Source organism: Paenibacillus crassostreae (assembly GCF_001857945.1).
GTDB classification, from domain to species: domain Bacteria; phylum Bacillota; class Bacilli; order Paenibacillales; family Paenibacillaceae; genus Paenibacillus_AQ; species Paenibacillus_AQ crassostreae.
The window spans coordinates 2,931,321-2,952,482 of sequence record NZ_CP017770.1; the positions used below are offsets into that span (position 1 = coordinate 2,931,321).

15 protein-coding genes are annotated in these 21,162 nt (G+C 40.6%); 3 read left to right on the plus strand and 12 right to left on the minus strand.

Features of this window, described 5'->3' with window-relative positions; translation table 11 throughout:
• Positions 1-81: 81 nt before the first annotated feature.
• Genes LPB68_RS13450 through LPB68_RS23440 form a run of 3 tightly spaced genes read right to left on the minus strand, consistent with a single transcriptional unit; the run spans position 82 to position 4,119 of the window.
• Complete coding sequence (locus LPB68_RS13450; protein WP_082865794.1) at positions 82-1,929, minus strand: ABC transporter ATP-binding protein; 1,848 nt, start codon at positions 1,927-1,929, stop codon at positions 82-84.
• The gene (locus LPB68_RS13455; protein WP_068660382.1) at positions 1,913-3,670 is read right to left on the minus strand and encodes an ABC transporter ATP-binding protein; all 1,758 of its coding nucleotides are present in this window, start codon (positions 3,668-3,670) and stop codon (positions 1,913-1,915) included. The genes LPB68_RS13450 and LPB68_RS13455 overlap by 17 nt, the downstream gene beginning before the upstream one ends.
• Positions 3,670-4,119 (minus strand): hypothetical protein, encoded by a 450-nt coding sequence (locus LPB68_RS23440; protein WP_232510283.1) that lies wholly within the window; start codon positions 4,117-4,119, stop codon positions 3,670-3,672. The genes LPB68_RS13455 and LPB68_RS23440 overlap by 1 nt, the downstream gene beginning before the upstream one ends.
• A gap of 226 nt (positions 4,120-4,345) precedes the next feature.
• Here LPB68_RS23440 and LPB68_RS13465 point away from each other — a divergent pair, with 226 nt between their 5' ends.
• A complete protein-coding gene (locus tag LPB68_RS13465; protein WP_068660380.1) occupies positions 4,346-5,410 on the plus strand; it encodes a LacI family DNA-binding transcriptional regulator in 1,065 nt (354 codons plus the stop codon).
• 117 nt (positions 5,411-5,527) lie between these two features.
• Here LPB68_RS13465 and LPB68_RS13470 read toward each other — a convergent pair whose 3' ends face one another.
• The 6 genes from LPB68_RS13470 to LPB68_RS13495 form a co-directional block, all read right to left on the minus strand.
• Positions 5,528-6,280, minus strand: a complete 753-nt coding sequence (locus LPB68_RS13470; RefSeq protein ID WP_068660378.1) for a DUF4184 family protein — start codon at positions 6,278-6,280, stop codon at positions 5,528-5,530.
• Between the two features lie 182 nt (positions 6,281-6,462).
• On the minus strand, positions 6,463-7,635 hold the full coding sequence (locus LPB68_RS13475; RefSeq protein WP_068660376.1) for a glycoside hydrolase family 130 protein: 1,173 nt from the start codon (positions 7,633-7,635) through the stop codon (positions 6,463-6,465).
• 477 nt (positions 7,636-8,112) lie between these two features.
• Positions 8,113-9,309, minus strand: a complete 1,197-nt coding sequence (locus tag LPB68_RS13480) for an AGE family epimerase/isomerase (protein WP_068660374.1) — start codon at positions 9,307-9,309, stop codon at positions 8,113-8,115.
• A gap of 17 nt (positions 9,310-9,326) precedes the next feature.
• Positions 9,327-10,274, minus strand: a complete 948-nt coding sequence (locus LPB68_RS13485; protein ID WP_068660372.1) for a glycoside hydrolase family 113 — start codon at positions 10,272-10,274, stop codon at positions 9,327-9,329.
• 50 nt (positions 10,275-10,324) lie between these two features.
• Positions 10,325-12,790, minus strand: coding sequence for a beta-mannosidase (locus LPB68_RS13490; RefSeq protein WP_232510282.1), 2,466 nt, complete (start codon positions 12,788-12,790; stop codon positions 10,325-10,327).
• Between the two features lie 279 nt (positions 12,791-13,069).
• On the minus strand, positions 13,070-14,932 hold the full coding sequence (locus tag LPB68_RS13495) for an LTA synthase family protein (protein ID WP_068660367.1): 1,863 nt from the start codon (positions 14,930-14,932) through the stop codon (positions 13,070-13,072).
• A 244-nt stretch (positions 14,933-15,176) separates the two neighbouring features.
• On the opposite strand from LPB68_RS13495, the gene LPB68_RS13500 reads away from it, so the two are divergent.
• The gene (locus LPB68_RS13500) at positions 15,177-17,384 is read left to right on the plus strand and encodes a methyl-accepting chemotaxis protein (protein WP_068660365.1); all 2,208 of its coding nucleotides are present in this window, start codon (positions 15,177-15,179) and stop codon (positions 17,382-17,384) included.
• 84 nt (positions 17,385-17,468) lie between these two features.
• On the opposite strand, the gene gdhA is transcribed toward LPB68_RS13500, so the two are convergent.
• Positions 17,469-18,848, minus strand: a complete 1,380-nt coding sequence (gene gdhA, locus LPB68_RS13505) for an NADP-specific glutamate dehydrogenase (protein ID WP_068660363.1) — start codon at positions 18,846-18,848, stop codon at positions 17,469-17,471.
• Positions 18,849-19,129: 281 nt separating this feature from the next.
• Between gdhA and LPB68_RS13510 the strand changes: the two genes are divergently transcribed.
• Positions 19,130-20,110 (plus strand): Gfo/Idh/MocA family protein, encoded by a 981-nt coding sequence (locus LPB68_RS13510; RefSeq protein ID WP_232510281.1) that lies wholly within the window; start codon positions 19,130-19,132, stop codon positions 20,108-20,110.
• Here the strand turns inward: LPB68_RS13510 and LPB68_RS13515 are convergent.
• Together LPB68_RS13515 and LPB68_RS13520 are read right to left on the minus strand one after the other, a co-directional pair.
• Complete coding sequence (locus LPB68_RS13515) at positions 20,107-20,790, minus strand: CidB/LrgB family autolysis modulator (RefSeq protein WP_068660939.1); 684 nt, start codon at positions 20,788-20,790, stop codon at positions 20,107-20,109. The genes LPB68_RS13510 and LPB68_RS13515 overlap by 4 nt on opposite strands.
• Positions 20,790-21,161: a CidA/LrgA family protein gene (locus LPB68_RS13520; protein ID WP_068660361.1), complete on the minus strand. Its 372-nt coding sequence runs from the start codon at positions 21,159-21,161 to the stop codon at positions 20,790-20,792. Before LPB68_RS13520 ends, LPB68_RS13515 begins: the two co-directional genes overlap by 1 nt.
• Position 21,162 lies beyond the last annotated feature (1 nt).

Below are 21,162 nucleotides of genomic sequence, written 5' to 3' on the forward strand. Positions count from 1 at the left end.
AAAAGAGTGTTTGTACTTTATGGGACTAACCATGAAATACAGACACTCTTTTAAAATATATGAAAGCATAAGGTTCACTCTCTAAATAACTCGTTTGAACTGACCCGAATAAAGTTCATAATAGAACCCTTTGGCAATCAAAAGTTGCTCATGATTACCTCGTTCAATGATTCGACCTCCATGCATGACCAATATCTGATCCGCATCTTGAATGGTGCTTAAGCGATGAGCAATGACGAAGCTGGTTCGACCCTGCATTAGATTCTTCATAGCCTCTTGGATATGCATCTCTGTCCGGGTGTCGACGCTACTGGTTGCTTCATCAAGAATGAGCACCGATGGATTGGCTAGAATTGCTCTAGCAATGGTTAGGAGTTGTCGCTGTCCATGACTGAGATTGCTACCCCCTGCTTGTAATAGCATATCATAGCCATGAGGAAGTCTTGAGATAAAGCCATCTGCATTAGCGAGCTGTGCTGCTGCTTGAACCTCTTCATCGGTAGCATCTAGACGACCGAAGCGGATATTCTCACGAATGCTGCCTGAGAATACATAGGCATCTTGCAGAACCATTCCTAAATTCATGCGAAGGCTATTTTTATCCATTTGACGAATATCTATACCATCGATAGAAATTTGACCTTCATCAATATCATAGAAGCGGGTCAGTAGATTGACGATTGTTGTTTTGCCAGCACCTGTAGGTCCGACAAGCGCGATTTTCTCACCAGGCTTAGCTACAAAAGAAACCTGTTGCAGGATAGGTGAATCCGGTCTGTAATTAAAGGATACGTTATCGAACGTAACATGGCCTTGCAAATCGTTAGAAACGATGACTTCATCATCTTCTGTATATTCCGACTTCAACTCCATAATCTCAAACACGCGTTCAGCTCCAGCAACAGCAGATTGAATAAGATTATATTGATTGGCAAGTTCAGTAATCGGGCGTCCGAATTGCTTAGAATAATTAAGGAAACTAACGATCACGCCAACTGTTGTTAAATCTTTGAAGACCATCCAACCACCAATCGCAGCGATGAGGGCGAAGTTGAGGTTGTTCACAGCATTCATCACAGGACCAACAAGACCAGAGACAATCTGTGCTTTGATACCCATCGTATTTAATTGTTGATTAATGCCTTTGAATCGCTTGATCTCCATCGATTCGCGACGATATAACTTAACGACTTTTTGTCCTTGGATCGTCTCTTCAATGAATCCGTTCAGTTCTCCAAGATGTCTCTGCTGACCTTTGAAATATCGTCGCGTCAAGGTGGCGATCTTACGGGTTGCGAACACGACAAGAGGGATAGTGACTAGACTAACTAAGGTTAGTGGCAGATTCAGGCTTAACATAATGACAAGTGAACCCGAGAGGGTGATCATGCTTGTCAGCAGTTGGATGACACTCTGATTCAATGAATTGGATACATTCTCAATATCATTCGTAGTTCGGCTCATGAGTTCGCCAGTACTATGAGTGTCGAAGAACTTTAAGGGTAACTGTTGGTATTTCTCGAAAAGATCATGTCTAAGATCAAGCACAGTCCGCTGGGATACGCCACTCATGACATAAGATTGTACCCAGGATACGGCGCTTCCAAGAACGTAGATACCTAGCATCAGCAAGCATAGCCATATCAGACCATTATGATCCTTAGGAATGATGTAATCATCGATGGCTTTACCGATTAGGTAAGGGCCAACGAGAGAGATGACTGCACTTAGAAAAGTGGAAATATAGACAAGGATCAATCCTACACGTTGACGTTTCAGATAGGTCCATAGTTTTTTTATCGTGGCGAGCGTATTTTTGGGACGCACCTTTGGAGTTGTTCCTAGTCCTGGGCCTTTTCCAGGCATCCCTATGCCTCCTGCCATTGGTTTAAATGTTGGAGTAGAGTCTCGATTAGTTGACTGGGACATGGGTATCTTCCTCCTTCCATTGTGATCGATAAATATCTTGATATATTGAGCTGTTCTGAAGAAGTTCATCATGTGTACCTTCGCCAGCAATCGTACCGTTATCATCAAGAATAATGATGTGATCAGCATCAATGACGGATGAGATTCGCTGAGCAATGATGATATTCGTTGTATTGTTCATCAATTCTCTGAGCGATTTCTGTATCCGAGATTCCGTTCCTAAATCTACCGCGCTAGTGCTATCGTCTAGAATTAGAATAACAGGCCGAAGGAGTAATGCTCTGGCTATGGATATCCGCTGCTTCTGACCCCCTGATAAGTTGACGCCTTGTTGGCCGAGTATCGTATCATATCCATCTGGCATCTGTTGGATGAAGTCATGCGCTTCAGCTGCTATCGCAGCGGCCTCAATCTCCTCTTGATTAGCATCTGATTTGCCATAGCTAATGTTATCTCTGATCGTACCGGTGAACAGAATGGATTGTTGCATAACCATACCAATATGTGATCTCAAATAATCCAAGGAAATATCTTTAATATTGATTCCATCGATAAGTATACTGCCGCTCGTCGTATCGTATAGTCGAGGGATCAGACTGATCAGTGAAGATTTCCCCGAGCCAGTAGCACCGAGAATAGCTAACGTCTGACCGGATTCAGCATGAAATGATATGTTGTGAAGGACAAGTTCTGCTTGAGCTCTGTCGTAGGCAAAAGATACATTCTTGAACTGAATATATCCATTCGTAATGAGAGCTTCTTTCTTGTTGCTATCCCCTTGAATAGGATCAGTAATCTCAGTTAGGGTATCTAGCACCTCGTTGATACGTGCCGCAGATACCTTTGCACGGGAGACGAAGGGGAGCAGACTGCTAATCATTAGCATAGAGAACAGTAACTGAGTTACATAGTTGATAAAGGCGATTAAATCCCCAGTAGAAAGAGAACCACCTTGGGTTAGTCCTCCGCCATACCACAATACAGCAACCACGCTTACATTTAGAATAAGGGTCATCATAGGCATATTGATAGCCATTAAACGGGCGGCTTTAATAGCAACCCCAGTATATTCTTCATTTGCTGTACCAAAGCGTTTGCCTTCATAATTTGCTCTAACGAAAGCCTTTACGACACGAATACCAGATAGGTTCTCCTGAAGCACACTGTTCACGCCATCGAGCTTAGACTGAACTTTGGTGAACAGAGGGAAGGATTTTCGAATGAGAATAACTAATACGATGAATAGAAGTGGAGTGGCAACAGCAAGAATGAGTGTTAATCTAGGGCTAATCGAAAAAGCCATAATGAAGCTACCAACAAATAGAAGTGGAGAGCGGATGAAGGCTCGCATGATCATTTGTACAAAAGTCTGCATTTGCATGACATCATTGGTTAGTCGAGTAATAAGCGAACCTGTCTCCAGTTGATCAAGGTTGCGGAAGGAGAAGGTCTGCACTTTCTCGAATAAGTTGTTTCGTAGATCTCTTCCGAAGTTCTGAGAAGCAATACTTGAGAATATGGAACAGCCAATACCACCGATGACTCCAATTAAGGCAACACCAATCATGATGAGTCCAGTATGCTGGATATGAGTGAGATCCCGATTGACAATGCCATCATTAATGATGCTTGCCATCAACATCGGTTGTAATAAATCCATCCATACCTCAAGCACCATAAATAGAGGGGCTAGTAGACTAGATACCCAATATGGTTTTAGATATGATTTTAATCTCCACATTACAAATCACCTCGTGGGTGTGTCGGGTCATCGTCACCAGATTCAGCTGCACGCAATTCAAATAAGTGTGTGTATTGTTGAATGATCTCATCGACTGCTTTCAATTCACCACTAATGACTTGTTCAATCGATTTGAATTCTGGCTGTTGCAGCTGTTGCATTAAGGTAGAACGCTTCACCTGTAACTGTTTCAGAAAGACAATAATGCGCCCTCGACGAAAGGTCTTTGCACTGTGGATGTGCTTGTCACCAAGATCTACATGTCGTTTATCTAATGCATATTCTGGAATATTTTGGTGCGAGTTGCGGCTGTTCCTTTTGGAATGACGACCTCCATCATTTTCCGCACGATCGAGATTATTGACTTCTCTTCTTTTACCTTTATGGTGAGAAGGGGTGTCTAAATGCTTCTCGGAACTTGTTCCTTGTGAGGTTGAACGACGACGCATATGTATCCATCCTTTTCGTTGTATTATACGTATACAATTGTATACGAGATCGATATGTATACAAATGTATACATTTAATTAAATGTTGTCAATATGATGTAAATATATAGATGAAGATATATGATCTGGGCAGCTTTATTGTTATAATAAAGTTATGAATTAATGATAACAAACGGGGATTTTTACGAATCTAATAGTTAATAATGATTTGAGGTGGGTTGGAAATATGGCTAAGAAAATCACGATGCAACAGATTGCTGACCATTTAGGTGTGTCTAAATTTGTTGTCTCAAAGGCGTTATCTGGTAAGGGTGGTGTCAATGAAGATACGAAAGAGAGAGTAATTCAGGCGGCATCACAGCTTGGCTACTTCTCTCAGAAGAATGCCTATGTTAAGAAACCAGATCGTAAGATAGCCTACGCGAATGGTAAACAATCTGTTATTGTGCTCATGCCGAATATTCGCTCTCAGACGCGGGAGTCACTTTATTGGGGACGGATTATGGAAGGAATCTCAATGCAATTGGAAGAGGAAGGACTTGGAATGGTCATCATTTCAGAGCAGAGTGTGGACAGCTTTCTAGATATATTAAATCCTAATGGAATTCTAGGTCTGATTGGTGTAGGGCAGATTTCTACGCCTCTATTACTAGAGATCCATCGAATTGGACTTCCTATTGTTCTGGTAGACCATGAGGACCCCTTGATACCGTCAGATACGATATTTGTAAACAATGTAGATGCTATGGCTCGTCTAGCGAACCACTTAATGGAAACAGGGCATCAACAGCTACAGTTCATTGGTAATAACCGATTCTCGAGAAGCTTTAGAGATCGCTTTATTGGTTTCCGCTCCGCGATAGAGGAGAGAGGACTGGAGCTACAAGCAATTGGAGAAGCCATGGAGAATCTGGTGGGGGTTGAGAATAATGAATTTGCAGGTGAGATACGGTCCTGGTTGATTAACTTGAAGAAGAGTAGAACGATGCCAACGGTTCTTGTCTGTGCAAATGATTTCATAGCTCGAACCACCATGAAGTCCTTGATTGAACTCGGTATTGATGTTCCAGGGGAGGTCTCGGTTACTGGATTCGATAATATTGATGTCGGCTACAGTGATATACCACTTCCCACGCTAACTACCGTGCATGTTCCTAAAGAAGCTATGGGGCGTCGTGCCGTAGAGAAGTTGCTTGAACGATTAGCCAAGGTCAACGAGCCTATGGAGAAGATTCTATTATCAGGGGATATCGTATTCCGTGACTCCACAACTGCTGCTAGAGTACAATAGGGATTATCATCTCCATCTATAAAGAAACAGCTCCGTCTCCAAGGAATTGGAACAGAGCTGTTTGGCGATCCATTGAATGCTTCCTATATCGTACTCCATAGTTGTCACTCCTCTTGATTAGAATGTAATTCCCTTAATACGTTCTCGAAATAGTATACTTGCAATGAGTATTCCAAGTATTAACCCTGATATCGAAGAGACGATGATGATCCCTAATATATTTGGGCTTGTAGTTAAGGCTAGCTTTGCAATCATGACGCTTATTGTGATAATACATACACTGGACCAATATAAGATTTTTCTTTTCGAAGGTACTCTTCTAAATGAACTTATGGAGTAGGGAGTATTGATGACAAGCAATAAGATCAATAACAATTGCACCAGCATACCGATGATGGAGAGTGAATATTGCAGTATTTTGTACATTGGAAGATTGAAATAGCTATTCTGAAAAAAGGGGTATCTCATGACAAAATATCCTGAGAGATGAGTAAATGCATCTACGAATAGATGACTGTAGAATCCGATCACAACAGAGATAAGAAATTTTAGCCAATTGAGGGGATCTCGATAGTCAAAAAATTTAAGAAATGTGTATAATCTTATATCGATATTAAAGGTAGAGGGCAAATGGGATACTAGAGTCTTCATAACTCCACTTATTAGCAATATAAAGATTACACTTAATGGAAGGGCTTGTAGTAGTAATCCCAGATGTGTATGGCCAATAGTCTGGTAGGGTTCCAATGCAATGAAATACTCAAAGTCGGGTGACATACTTCCGAGAATAAGTCCGGCTAAATTAATATATCGTGGTTTAATCAATTTGAGTGGAACGATATACAGTGGATGTGCAAATGTAAATGGCAATAGATCACTCCTCGAACTTCTGAATATTGCGCATGCTGATGAACCGCATGGATAGACGAATAGTATACATTCGCTTTTAATATCCATATTCCTTCCAAATATTGATTTCAATAGATGATATATGTCAAAAAGACAGACTGCTCATCAGAGCAATCTGCCTTCGGATAGTATTTCTAATCTATCTATAGATTTAGATTGCGATCCACTAACTCAATCCGTTGCTGTACACAAGCGTAAGAACGGAAAGGATCTTCTGGTGTGTTCATCGCGTAATCAAGTAATTGGTCTACTGTAGTTGTAGCCACATGAAGTCTCGTATCCGAGGAAGCGTAGTAAATGTATACTTCGCCATTATCGAGTGCGATTACACCGTTCGAGAACACCACGTTGGATACATCACCAACACGTTCTTCCCCATCAGGAGCAATGAAATGTCCTCCGGGACGATGCGTAACGACTTGAGGATTCTTAAGATCAGATAAGAAAACATAAAGTACATAACGCAGACCAGCCGCGGTATTTCTAACACCATGAGCAATATGCAACCAGCCCTTATCTGTCTTGATTGGTGCAGGTCCTTGACCATTCTTCACTTCTTTGATGGTATGATAATATCTTTCGTCGATAATGATTTCTTCGTCAATCACAGCATTTTCGATGGAATCAGACACTCCGAAGCCAATACCGCCACCTGATCCTGTATCGATGAACCCGTCTTGTGGACGTGTATAGAAAGCGTATTTACCATCAACAAATTCTGGGTGTAATACGACATTCCGTTGTTGGGCAGAAGCTGTCTTGAGATCTGCTAGACGTTCCCAAGTGATAAGATCCTTCGTACGGGCAATACCACATTGAGCAACGGCGCTGGATAGATCACCTCTAGGTGCATCTGGATCTTTACGTTCTGTGCAGAACAACCCATAAATCCAGCCATCTTCATGCTGTACAAGACGCATATCATAGACATTCACATCGGGAACTTCGGTCTCGGGCAATACAACGGGATGATCCCAGAAACGGAAGCCATCTACGCCATTGTCACTCTCAGCTACAGCGAAGAATGATTTGCGGTCTAGACCCTCCACACGTGCGATTAGATAGAATTTACCATTCAGATGAATAGCACCGGCATTAAATACCCCATTAATTCCGAGGCGCTCCATGAAATATGGATTAGTCGCTGGGTTGAAATCATATTTCCAGATTAGTGGTGAATGATCAGCCGTAAGAACAGGATATTGATATCGATCATAAATGCCATTACCATAAGGAACCTTTTCATTCTTGCGACTAATTAACACCTCATAGCGTTCTGTAAGCTGTTGTTTACGAGCATTAAATAATGAATTCATAAATTATAATCCTCCTGAGATTATCCAAATTGATACTACGGTTGCAAATTACGGTCATATAATTCGAGAAAATAAGAAATTAACATGAGTAGCCAATATATGCATACTACAATAACAAACCAAAACACCATACTATTACTATTTACTCCGTGGTGGCATCGTGGCGCGTACGGTATAACCTAATAGTTGTAAAAAATACATCTATTCCAGAAGAAATGTAAGCATAGGAAAAGTAGTTGTAAATAGTACAGTTAGTTTTGATGAAATCATGCAAAATGCTAAAAATGCTATATTTAGATGTAGTTTGTGCAATTAAAAAAGGCAAAAGATTAATATAGCTAGAATTAGTTGTACTTTTTGCAATTATTGCTGTGTTGACGATGAACAAATCAAAATCGACAGCTAGGCTGGCATACAATCATGCGAATATTTCTATTAGTGAGCGAATTGATATGCTTATGGGCGTTGTGTATTGGCCTACAACCGCTCCAGCATTTCCATACAAGCTCTTCCATTATGATAAGGGCATTTCCAAGGGCTGACTTTGGAATGTTCTAAGTTAGGAACACCTTCACGCGTGACACTCCAAATCCATTCACCATGCTCGTGGTCAACGATATATTTCTGAATGAAAGACCATGAATCTAATGCTGCTTGTTTGTACTTAACGTCATCTGTCATTTGAAAAGCGTTATAGAATCCAACCATCGCCTCTGCTTGTGGCCACCAGTCTTTATCTGTATCTATAAGCCCTTCAGCATTAGCTTCATTCAGAATCCCTCCATCAGGATCGATACCTTCAACATAGGTAGCCTCTGCCATTGCAATGGCAACTATCTTCGTTCGTTCTAGAAGATCGGCATTTCCTAGAACCTCTGCTGCTTCTAACAGAAGCCAGCTACCCTCAATATCATGCCCGTATGAGATATGATCTGATTTCACTTGCCATTCTTCGTTGAAGAATAACTTGAAGTGACTTGTAATGGGATCGACGATATGGTCTAAAGTGACTTCTATAAGTTCTGCTAATTGAACTTTAAGCTCATCTGATGGCCATACACGCAATAGGTTAGTATAAGCCTCCATGACATGGAGATGGGTATTCATCGATTTTTTTTCATTTAAATCCTTATCACTGAGGCTAAGATTATCGGTCACCTTCCAGTCACGCGTATGAGCTTCTAGATATCCTTTATATTGGGGATCGTAGCTGTATTTCTCCAGAAGATGGAACAATTTAATAGCTAATGATAAAGATTCCTCATGCCCAGTAGCTCGATGATATTCTGTCAGGGCATAGATGGCAAATGCCTGGCCATAGACTTGTTTCTTGTCATCCGTAGGTGTCCCCTCGGCAGAGAGCATCCAGAACAACCCACCATATTCAGAATCTAAGAAATGTTCTGTTACATATTCATACGCACGTTCTGCCATTTGCAAGTATTCTGGGTTACGATAGATTCGGTATGCAGCAGAGAAAGTCCAAAGTATCCGGGTATTCAGGACTAAACTTTTCTCAGCACCTTCAATTACATGTAGGTCTGGAGTGATCTCACCAAGGAAACCTCCGTGTTGTTTATCGAGGGTATACTTCATCCAGAATCCCAGAATATTGTCTTTTAATTCGCGCTCAAGGTCAGCTTTCCATGTTGTAACTAAGTTTTCCATATTCATTAGAGCACCACCTATAATTAATTTTTAAGCAATTCATATTGACGGTTGATAATTCCTTCTGCCTTCTTGCCATATGGACAGTAATCATCGTCGCTTGATGCATCCTGTGGATCATAGAGATTTGCTTTCCAATCCCATAACATGAATCCCTGCACCCAATCACGCTTACTGCATTGATCGAACATGACTCGGTAGAATTGAGCTTGTTCCTCCTCGTTCGGATCTCCTTGTAGCGACCAGTCATTAGGTAAATGCTGAGATCCTGTACGACTAGGGCAACCGACCTCCATGAAGAAAAAGGGCTTGTCGTATTGCTGGACGACTTGTTCGATGCGATCTAGCTGCTCTTCCCAAGTGTTGATGGGGTAGTATCCACTAGATGAGATCATATCAACAGCATCCCACCATTTGACCTGATCCTCCTGATATTTATCACAGTTATAAGTGACTATACCGGAATACACTTGTCTAACATCGTGAATGAGTTGACGCCACTGTGTTTCCCGTCGATCAGTTTGTACCATTTCACACCCTACACAGAACATTTCACATCCTAGTTCCTCAGCGATGGCAGCATAATGGAGGATGAATCGAGTGTAGGAGGAGAACCATTCAGACCATTTCGGTTCACAAGGCACATCGATATCAAAAAAGTTAATATGTGCTCTCCACGTACCATCAGCGCAGTTAACGATTGGCTTCAAGCAGACCTGAAGACCTAAGGATTGTGCCTTTTGAATAGCCCAACGTACTTCGGTATCCGTAACAGTAGGTTCATCTTCGAATAGGATTTCAGTAGAATGAGCAGTCTCCTGCAAGGCAGAGAATGCAATCGTAGTCCAATTCACACTTAGAGTACGAACCATTTCCTCCATGGAGTGTTCAGCACTTGGATTATTCCAAGTACCTCGGACACCCGTGAATCCCCATGTCATTCCCCCGATAAATGGATTGAGTGATTTCATATCTATACCTCTTTCTTTAAGTGATATAAAGGGTCGCTCGTAGCATCAACTTAATCAGCCATATCAATGGCGCTACGGATCTGCAGTGCCGATTGAAGAGTCTCTAGAGTAACAGATGGTGCTAATGACGTTTTGTTCAGAGTTATCTTTTTCACATAATCAGGGCATAGGTCGAAGTAATTATCGCTCCATTTAGCATCGAGATCTGTAAATTCTAATTCCACGTATTTCGCAAGTTCATCTGATGTTAACTTCAGTTCGAAAGTAGATTCATCTTCAGACCATTCGGTAGTGATGGTTACCGGATTTAGTATGAAATGTTTAGCAACTGAGAAGAGAAGAACACCTTCACTTACTCGATCGCAAGCTACATTATCGAGACTGTATTCTAAATAAGCGGAACGCATATCATCATCTGTTAGAAGTGAAGTGAAATCGAGTTCAACTACAGATGTAGAACTAAGCGAATTGATTTCAACAGACTGAACTCCTTGAAGATACAGATCCGATGTCGTGCTACGGAGCTTCCAGGATACGTTTCCTGTGAATGAGTTCATCGTTTCGTTGGACACATGTAGTGCGACCTTCTTACCTTCTTCGCAAGCAGAGAGAAGAATTGGAGAGAAGAATCGTTTGGCGAAATAATGAAGAGCTTTCCAACGGCCGTAGTAATCAATACTTGACCAGGAAGCAACCGGCCAACAGTCATTTAGCTGCCAGTAGATCGCACCCATACAACGACCACGATGGCGTCTCCAATGTTCTACCCCGTATTTCATGGCTTCTGCTTGCAATAGCTGAGAGGCATAGACAAGTGAAGAGAAATCTTTAGGATATTTGAAATTCTGAGAAAGATAGTACATGATCTTTCCATTTGCTCCATCATTCTTCTGATGTCTCTCCATGACATAAGAGAAGATGTTACGATCCTCAGGCTCAGTGAAAGTTTCAATCGTCTTTAGGCTTGGGAAAGACTGAAAGCCAAATTCAGAGCAGAATCGGAAGTGGAATGAGCGATATTCAGTGAAAGGCTTCAGACCATGCCACACATCCCAGTAATGGTTATCTCCTCGGTTTGGATCGCTGGGGTTATCAAAACTACCACCAGATGATGGGGAGGAGGACCAATAGAATGTGTTGGGATCATATTGAGCGGCTACGTCTGCGAGAAGGACTTCAAATTGTTTGATGTAATCTTCCTTCATCTTCTCGGTCTTAGGGAATCCCCAGTCAACGATGGCTGATTCAATCTCGTTATTACCACACCAAATACCGAGCGAAGCGTGATGACGCAAGCGACGAATATTATCAATCGCTTCTTGTTTAATGTTTGCTGCGAATTCATCAGTCATATCGTACACAGCACAGGCGAACATGAAATCTTGCCAGACAATAAGTCCGTAACGGTCACAGAGATCATAGAAATTGTGATCTGGGTAAATTCCTCCACCCCAAATACGAATGCAGTTAAAGTTCGCATCGATGCAATCGCGAATAAGAATTTCTGTTTTTTCCTTAGAGGTTCTAGGTAATAGATTATCTTCAGGAATGTAATTTGCACCCATAGCAAATATAGATACACCATTGATCTCGAATTCGAACGTTTCGCCCCAAGTATCAGGTTCTTGTTTAATCCGAATATTCCGTAGCCCAATCGTGTACTTCTGTTCATCGACTTTCATAGCACCATCAAAAAGCTCAATAGCTACTGTATAAAGGGGTTGATTGCCGTACCCATTAGGCCACCAAAGTTGTGGCTGATCGATTGCCATCGTAAAGGACTGAATTCCAGATTCAGCTTGATATCGACTCTGTATCAATTGTCCATCTGGAGTTGTGATGATGACTTCGACGTTTAATTGTTCCGAACTCCATGATTCTAACTCTAGGCGAAGGTCTAATTCGACTTGTTCTTCTGTGTGATGCTGAGTCATATAGACATCTTGAATACGTGCAGTGTTGTGTGCTTTTAGATAAATATCTCTCCAGATACCTGCATCGGGTAATTGTGGACCCCAATCCCAACCATAACTGGAATGAGCTTTACGAATGTGAGGGAAGCCGTCAACAGTTGTCTCAACACCCCATAAATAAGAAGCTTCTTGTTTATGTGCAATATAATCCAACGTATTATGGAAATGAATCTCGATGTCATTCGTTCCTAGTTGGATATAAGGTTTAATGTCAAGAACATAAGTGCGGTGCATGTTATTGGTATTAGCGATAAGGTGACCATTGACATGAATGGAAGTAAGCGTATCCAGTCCTTCGCATATTAACTCTAGGCGATCACTCTGATAAATATCATTTCCTACATCGAAACTGCGGGAATAGCGGTACTCTCGTTGCATAATGTCTTTGCTATTCTTCTCGTTATCACGATAGAAAGGATCAGCAATAATTTCAGCCTCTAGTAAATCGTTATATACGGAACCTGGTACTTGCACTTCAGTTGAAATATGTCCTTCTTCATCTTGTAGTTGCCATAATCCGGTTAGTGTTAGGATTTCCATCATGAAGTCTCCTTTTCTCAACAAATATTATTATTTGTTTTTAATTTGTTATTTAAATTAGCTACTTTATTTATAAGCTTATTTCGCAATAATTTCAAGACTTAATATGGATTACTAACAATATCTATGAATAAATAAGTTAAATTGATGATCTAATAAAAAATATGTTATTAAAATGTTATTTTTTTCAGAGAATGTTTAAGTACAGGAAAAAGATGCCTCTCAGCCATTTATATAGCTGTGGAGACACCTTTATAGACTTAGATATATTGGAACAATAATTTATTCTTGAACGCGATCGGGAAGCTGGCTCACATAGCTGTCGGATAGGTGAAGAAGCTTCAATGCCCGTTCATATTCTGCTTCTGTTGCGCTTATAGAATCTTCACCTTCACCAGCGAATGGGTAATGAGTACCGTCTTCGTATCCATTACCAGGCAGGAATAGGGCACTATCGCTCATAAAAGAACCCGTGGGCAGATAATATCTCTCTGGTAGCAAATTATAGCTTTGATTAAGAAGATCCTGTCCGAAATGAATTTGTTGGTTAAGCGATGCGCCTACTAGGTTGGCTATCGTTGGCATAACGTCAACTTGCCCACCAATCTGCTCTAGAACACGTGATGAAGTGATACCATTGCCACTAATAATAAGGGGAATATTCATCATGTCCGCATAGCTATATTCATGTCCATAGATTTCTTGCAACAGCTCCTCATCATCATTATCAAGAGAATATAAAGGTAAACCTAAATGATCTCCGTAAGTAATAACAAGGCTGTTGTCCCATACGCCATTCTCCTTAAGTTCCTCGATGAATTGGCCTAAAGCATAATCAGCATAATTCTGTGAACGAATATAATCACCAACGAATGTGTCCTCGTAACGTTCTGGTAAAGTCATCTGATATTTATCTTCTGGAATAGTATATGGATGATGAGCTGTCATCGAGATAACTTGAGCATAAAAGGGTTTTTCTTGATCATCCATCTCTTTAAGTTTATCTGCAGTTTTCTCATAGAGTACTTCATCAGAAGATCCGAAGAAAATAACATCTTTATCTTCGAAGAACTCTTGTGCATAATATTTGTCGAACCCAAGCGCAGCATATAGTTCTCTACGATTCCAAAACTCAACATCATTCGTATGAAAGGTTGCAGTCTGATATCCGAATTCTTTCAGCAGTTTGGGGAGGCTCGGTAAATGCTTGTTAGCATAGACTTGAGTTGCTGCCCCGTTAGGTGGAATATAAAAAGAAGTATTAACAACAAATTCTGCATCTGAAGTATTACCTTGACCGACTTGCTGATAAAAATTAGGGAAGTACAAGCTTCCTGCAGCAAGCTTATTCATATTAGGAGTAATTTCATGTCCGTCGATCTTAAGATCGATGAGAAAGTTCTGAAAGGACTCCATTTGAAGGATAATGACGTTTTTCCCTTCAGCCTTCTGCCAGTAAGCAGAGGGTGATGGTAAGGTCACTCCTTTTAACTCATTAATCGATTCTTGTGTAATGTTGCTGCTAGGAATCCAATCTGTATTCTCTTTGGCGAGAATCGTGTAGGTCTCATAACTGAGAATTCCCATCTCTTGAGCTTGAGTGATTTCACTCATACTAGCACGATTAGGAAGGATGTTGAACAAACACACGACCAAGGAGAGGATGAATAAAGCAAATGTACCTTTACTTCTTCCTTTTTTCGCTGTGTGTAACCGCCAAGTTTTAAACTTTTCATTGCGGAGTGCTAGGATGAAGAAGATAATAATGTCCGTAAAAATGAATAAATAATAGGGATCAAGCAATGAAAAAACACTGTTACGAACTGCGGTTACCTGATTCACTTGTTCTAATGCGTGGTAAGTTACGATAACTCCGTAATATTTATAATACATAATGACTGCGAAATATATTGCTGTTATAAGTAGATCGATCAATATATACAGGCTGACTTTTCGTTTGCTCGCGAAGAACTCAACAAGCGTAAACAGCATCCAGATATAGGGTAGTTCGGTAAGAATCAATTTCCACGGAAATGGATCTCCGAAAGTTACTGCCCAAGTTAAATATCCTTTTAGCATTAGTATGATGGTGAATAGAACAAAAGGCGTCTTCAGAATACTTTTCGTTGACGTTGACCAAGACATATGAATAACGTCCTTTCATGGATAATCAATAGATATAGAACTAATAAATGGCCACAGACAATAAATATTATTATGCGCTCGTGGAAGGTGAATGTCAAAAAATAGGTTTGGATATCGCTGTAATTATTTTTTTTAGAATATCGTAATTTAAACATTGTAATATTAGAAAATATTAGGTACAATGACCCAATAAAGAATAATGTTAAATTAGTTAACATTGCCGCGTCATATTGGGGGGATATTTATGTTCGAGTGGTTAGGTTTCAAAACAGGACTACCACTATGGTGGTCGTATCGGTTAAATCAGCATATGAAGAACGATATAGAAGAAATATTCGAAGGCATAGCCTTCACGCGGATGGATATTTTGAAGGACTGGGTTGATGAATATTGGTCACATTTAGAACGGTTACTTGGACAGATGGTGTCTAATGGACTATACGCTGATCATTATAAGGATTCTGGATACCTACTTGATAGTTTATTTGCAGCTTCTAGAAAACGAGGGATAGCCTTTTCAGAAATTTTTCTGCTAGATCAGAATCGAAACGTTACTTTTTCCACGTATTCAAATCATATCGGAATGCAATATAGTGATGATGCTGAGATTACTAAAGCTATCCAACACTCATCGTATGATAAGAAGTGTCTATTAGGTCCCTACGCTGATCCTTTAACATTAGAAATAGGTCCAAGTACCTCAAGGTTTCATGATGAGATGACTCTGCTCTACATAGTGCCTATCGTTGAAAAGGGGGTCTGGAAAGGCGCTCTTTGTGGTCGAGTTCCGAATGATGTCCTTGGTGATCTGATCCAAAGGGAGTCTGGTCATGTGTACCCCGATTCAGGAGACAATTATATATTTATGGCGAAGCCTAACTTGAATAAAGGTATTACTCCTGGGACAGCTTTATCGCGTAGTCGATTTGAAGATGTTACCTTTACACATGGAGATAATCTTAAAGAAGGGATTCATACAGATTTTGGCATGGTTCAAGTACAGCAACATACCGAATTAGAGTTAATTTTTAAAGATCCGGCAACTGGTGAACTACATCCTGGTGTTGCTAATACGATTCGCAATGGAAGCAATCTGTTTGTGGAATTCCCGGGGTATTCGGATTATCGTCATATTCCTGTCATAGGTAAAGGAGTGACTTTTCAGCTTCCTCACTGTCCAGATGTATGGGGTATGATGTGTGAAGGTGATTTGGAAGAAGTTTATCGAATTCGAAGCATAGGCTGGAAGATAAAGAAGATGAATATGATGTCTGCACTATGCTTCGTTGCTCTTAATATTCTCATGTATGTGATTATGTCCAATATGGATTCCGTGGTCTTAGGTGCGACTGTCGTAGGCATTGTAAACATCCTATTGGGCTATACTATCCAATCGATATCAGAAGGAAAGGCGAACAAGCCCATCGTACGTAATATGAGTCGTTTGAACCAATTCGTTCGACTTAACGCAGAGGGAAAAGGGGATTTGACGAAACGTCTACCTATTCAGGAATTCTCTAATGATGAGACCCGAGAGTTGGCAAAATGGATTAACAACATGATTGACTCATTGGAAGGGATCATGCTTAAAGTGAAATATGCTGCTGAGGACGTAATACATAGTCAGGAGCTTCTCAAAGAGTCAACGGCATCTACTGAGAGCTCTACAAATCGAGTAAGTGGGAAAATTTTACTGATGATTCGTGGTATTCGTAGTCAACTAAAGGATATCGATGTAGCTAAGGATGTCTCTCTTCATATGAGTGATACACTTCGCGAGCTTGAACAATCAGCAACAAATCAAATTGCGATAGCTCAAGAAGAAGTAGAGCATATTGGTGACAAGATGCATCAAATTAAATTTAAGGTTGAAGAGAGCAATCGTACCATTCGTGATTTCCTAGATACCACTCAGAATATTAGTAAGGTTCTCCAATCGATTGAAGAAATATCAGCACAGACCCACTTGCTATCGTTGAATGCATCTATTGAAGCGGCTCATGCGGGAGAGCACGGTAGAGGATTCGCTATCGTTGCGGATGAGATCCGAAAGCTAGCGGAATTAACGAATGGATCTACAACACAGATTAAAGACATCATTTCTACGATTAATAGACAAGTCGAAATTGCATTCCAATATATGGGCGAGGGGTCGGAAACAGTCATAGAAGGAAATAATATGGTTGCTAGTGCGAAAGAGATACTAAGTAATGCAAATAGCCATGATACTCAGAAGACGAAAGTCGTGGATGAAGTGGTAGCGTTGATGGAAAAGATTGCTACTGTAAGTATCGATAATCGGAAAATTTCCGCTGATGTGGAACAGACTGTTCAAGATTTACAGACCGACGTGGTTCATGCTCGAAGCACATCAGAGAATGTAGATTCCATTACACAATCGCTTCTTCAAATGGTGAACCAGTTCCAGTTAACAGATCGTACGCAACGATAAATGCATACAAAAAGAGCATCGCGTAATCAGTATAATGGCTGATTACGCGATGCTCTTCACAACATAAGTACATAAAAAGGGTAATTAGATCACACCTTGAGCTAACATGGCATCGGCAACTTTAGTGAATCCAGCAATATTCGCACCCACTACAAGGTTACCAGGATATCCATTGGATTCTGCTGCTTCAGCACAGCTTCTATGAATATCAATCATGATGTCATGCAATTTTTTATCAACTTCTTCAAAGGTCCAAGACAATCTCATACTGTTTTGGGCCATTTCTAGTGCAGAAACGGCTACGCCACCGGCATTAGCTGCTTTTGCAGGTCCGAAGAGAATACCATTCTCAAGGAATACATCGATCGCAGCCAAGGTAGAAGGCATGTTTGCACCTTCCGCCACAGCTTTGACGCCGTTCTTCACGAGCAATCTAGCCGCATCCTCATCAATCTCATTCTGAGTAGCACATGGTAGTGCAATATCACAAGGGATAGACCAGATTCCTTCACAACCTAGGTGATAAGTCGCATTAGGACGTTCTTTAACATATTCACTGATACGTTTTCTTTCTACTTCCTTCAGTCTTTTCACGATTTCATAATCAATTCCATCAGGATCATGAACATATCCATTGGAGTCACTACATGCAACGACTTTTGCACCGAATTGATTTGCTTTTTGAATCGCGTAGATAGCTACATTTCCCGAACCGGATACGACAATCGTACTACCTTCTAATGATTGACCTTGTGCTTGAAGCATTTCGTTTACAAAATATACAGTGCCATAGCCAGTTGCCTCTGGACGTGCTAGACTACCACCATAATGGATCCCTTTACCCGTAAGAACACCGGCTTGATTACCGCCCACGATTCTCTTGTATTGTCCGAACATAAACCCAATCTCTCTGCCTCCAACTCCGATATCTCCAGCAGGCACATCGGTATCTGGACCAATATACTTGTGAAGTTCTGTCATGAAGCTTTGTGTAAATCTCATAACTTCGCCATCGGATTTCTCTTTAGGATCAAAGTCGGATCCACCCTTACCTCCACCGATAGGTTGACCTGTAAGAGAATTCTTAAATATCTGTTCAAAACCTAGAAATTTAATGATGCTTGAGTTAACGGAAGGATGAAAGCGAAGCCCACCTTTGTAAGGGCCAATGGCACTGTTGAACTGTACGCGATAACCACGATTTACTTGAACTTTACCTTGATCGTCTACCCATGGCACACGGAATGTAATTTGTCTTTCTGGTTCCACAAGTCGTTCTAGGATACCTGCATTCATGTACTTAGGTTGTTTAGCTAATGCTGGAACGAGAGAATCCAGTATTTCCTTTACAGCCTGATGAAATTCAAGTTCATGTGGATTACGTTTTTGTACGGTTTCGAAAATTTTATTTACGTATTGTTTTGCAACTGCTTCTGTTGGTTCATTTGTTCGTAAAAAAGTCATGATAAGATCTCTCCTCTAGTAACTCATTTTTCTCTGTATAATAGAGAAATTATACACTTTTTATGAGGCACTTCAACACTTTAACCGGTTAATTGATCATCATAATTTTTTATTGCTGTATGATGGTTTTTTTTATACAGTGAAATGAAACCCATTATTTGTAATTCATTATCAAGAGATCCTCCTGCAAAACTTGTATTCGTATGTTCAGATAGGATACTGTAAGTATTATATAATTATTCATTAATTTCTAATGCTATTTAACGTTGGAGGGAAGAACTATGATGCAACAATTACGAATTGGGATGATTGGAACAGGGTGGTTCTCACAAGTTCATGCAGATAATTTGATTGTGATGGAAGGGCTCAAGCTTCAAGCTATTTGTGGTAGTAGTATAGACAAAGGAAAACAAATGGCTAAACATTATGGAGCAAATGGTTACGGAAATGTGACAGAGATGCTGGAAGCTGAACAGCTTGATGCTGTATATATCTGTGTACCACCAATGGTACATGGGGAAATCGAAGAGCAGTTAATTGAAAGAGGTATTCCATTTCTTGTAGAGAAACCTATTGCAATTAACTCAGAAGTACCTCGCCAATTGCTGCAAAAAATTAAAGATAAATCATTACTGACTTCCGTTGGATATCACTTACGATATAAAGAAACAGTCCATCAAATGAAACAATTACTTAGTGAGCAAATGGTTGGTATGGCTGTGGGACAATGGATGGGTAGTATGCCTGGCGTGTCATGGTGGAGACAACAAGAAGGATCAGGTGGACAATTTATTGAGCAGACAACGCACATTGTTGATATTCTAAGATATTGCCTGGGAGAAGTTGAAGAGGTCTACGCCGTATATGGGAATCGTGTTGCACATGAGCAACATGAAAATGTAAGCGTTGCCGATGTGGGTACAGTAACGTTGAAGCTGATGAATGGTGTGATTGCGAACATCTCTAATACCTGTATTCTTCCAGGTAATGTAGACCAGTCAGGAATCACGTTCTATACAAATGAAGGATTGCTGGACTGGAATAATAACAGATTGAATGTGGTGACATCCAATATTCGTACAGAGTATAGCGATCCAACCAATCCCTATGTGGCAGAAAGTGAAGCATTCATCCATGCCATACGTACGGGTGATTCCTCACGGATCCGTTCGGATTATGAGGATGCTTTCAAGACCCAACTAGTGACTTCTGCCGCATTAGAATCTGCCAACACAGGACTACCAACCAAGATTCAATATTAATATTGTAATAATATTGACATCATGTAAGGTGCCATACCTAAGGTGAACAGAGCTGCCAGAATCATCGAGATGCTGGAGATGGTACCACTTAATTTACTTAGTTCAAATGCTTTGGATGTGCCCATTCCATGTGCGCTTGTTCCGAGTAAGATCCCTCTCGCAACTTCATTATCAATATGAAAAATTTTTAATACAGAAGGACCGATGATCGTTCCAAGAAGTCCTGTGATAATAACAAATACAGCCGTGATATTAGGAACCCCACCTATGACTTCAGATACATTGATGGCAATGGGTGTTGTAATCGAGCGTGGCATAAGGCTAGTTACAAGTGAACTGTTTAGATGCATCCATTTACCAAGAACAACAGATGTGATCATGGCGACGATTGAACCAAACAGTACGCTGGCGATAATCTCGACGGCGTGCTTTTTTAATACTTTGAAATGTTTATACAAAGGAACTGCAAATGCTACGGTTGCGGGTTGGAGTAAATCACTGAGCCATTGACCACCCATGTTGTAGGTTTCGTACGGCACTCCTCCCCATAGTAACAAGAGAACAAGAGCTAATGGTGTAATTAATAATGGGGATAAGAATACTTTTGTCCACTTCTTATAGATGAATTTAGCCGTATAATAAATGGTGAGAGTGAGTATTAGGTATAGTATTCCGGTCATCATGATACGTGTGGCTCCTTTCTCTTAGAAATTCTTTTGGCCATAAGTCCTGTACTGAGCATAACAACAAAAGTACTTATGATGACAACAATCAGAATACGTAAACCGTCACTTTGTAGCATAGGGATATATTTCATGATCCCGACAGCAGCGGGGACGAAGAATAATAGAAGTTCAGCAAGTAACCAATTCGCTCCGATTTCGATCCATTCTAGACGAATAATATGGGTTTCTAAGAGAATGAAGATCACCAAGATACCTAGGATGCTGCCAGGCACTTTCCATTGGAGCCACTCTGTTAATTGATTCATTAGTATGGAGAAGCCCATTAAGGCTGCGACTTGTAGGATCCCTTTGATCATATTTCTCATG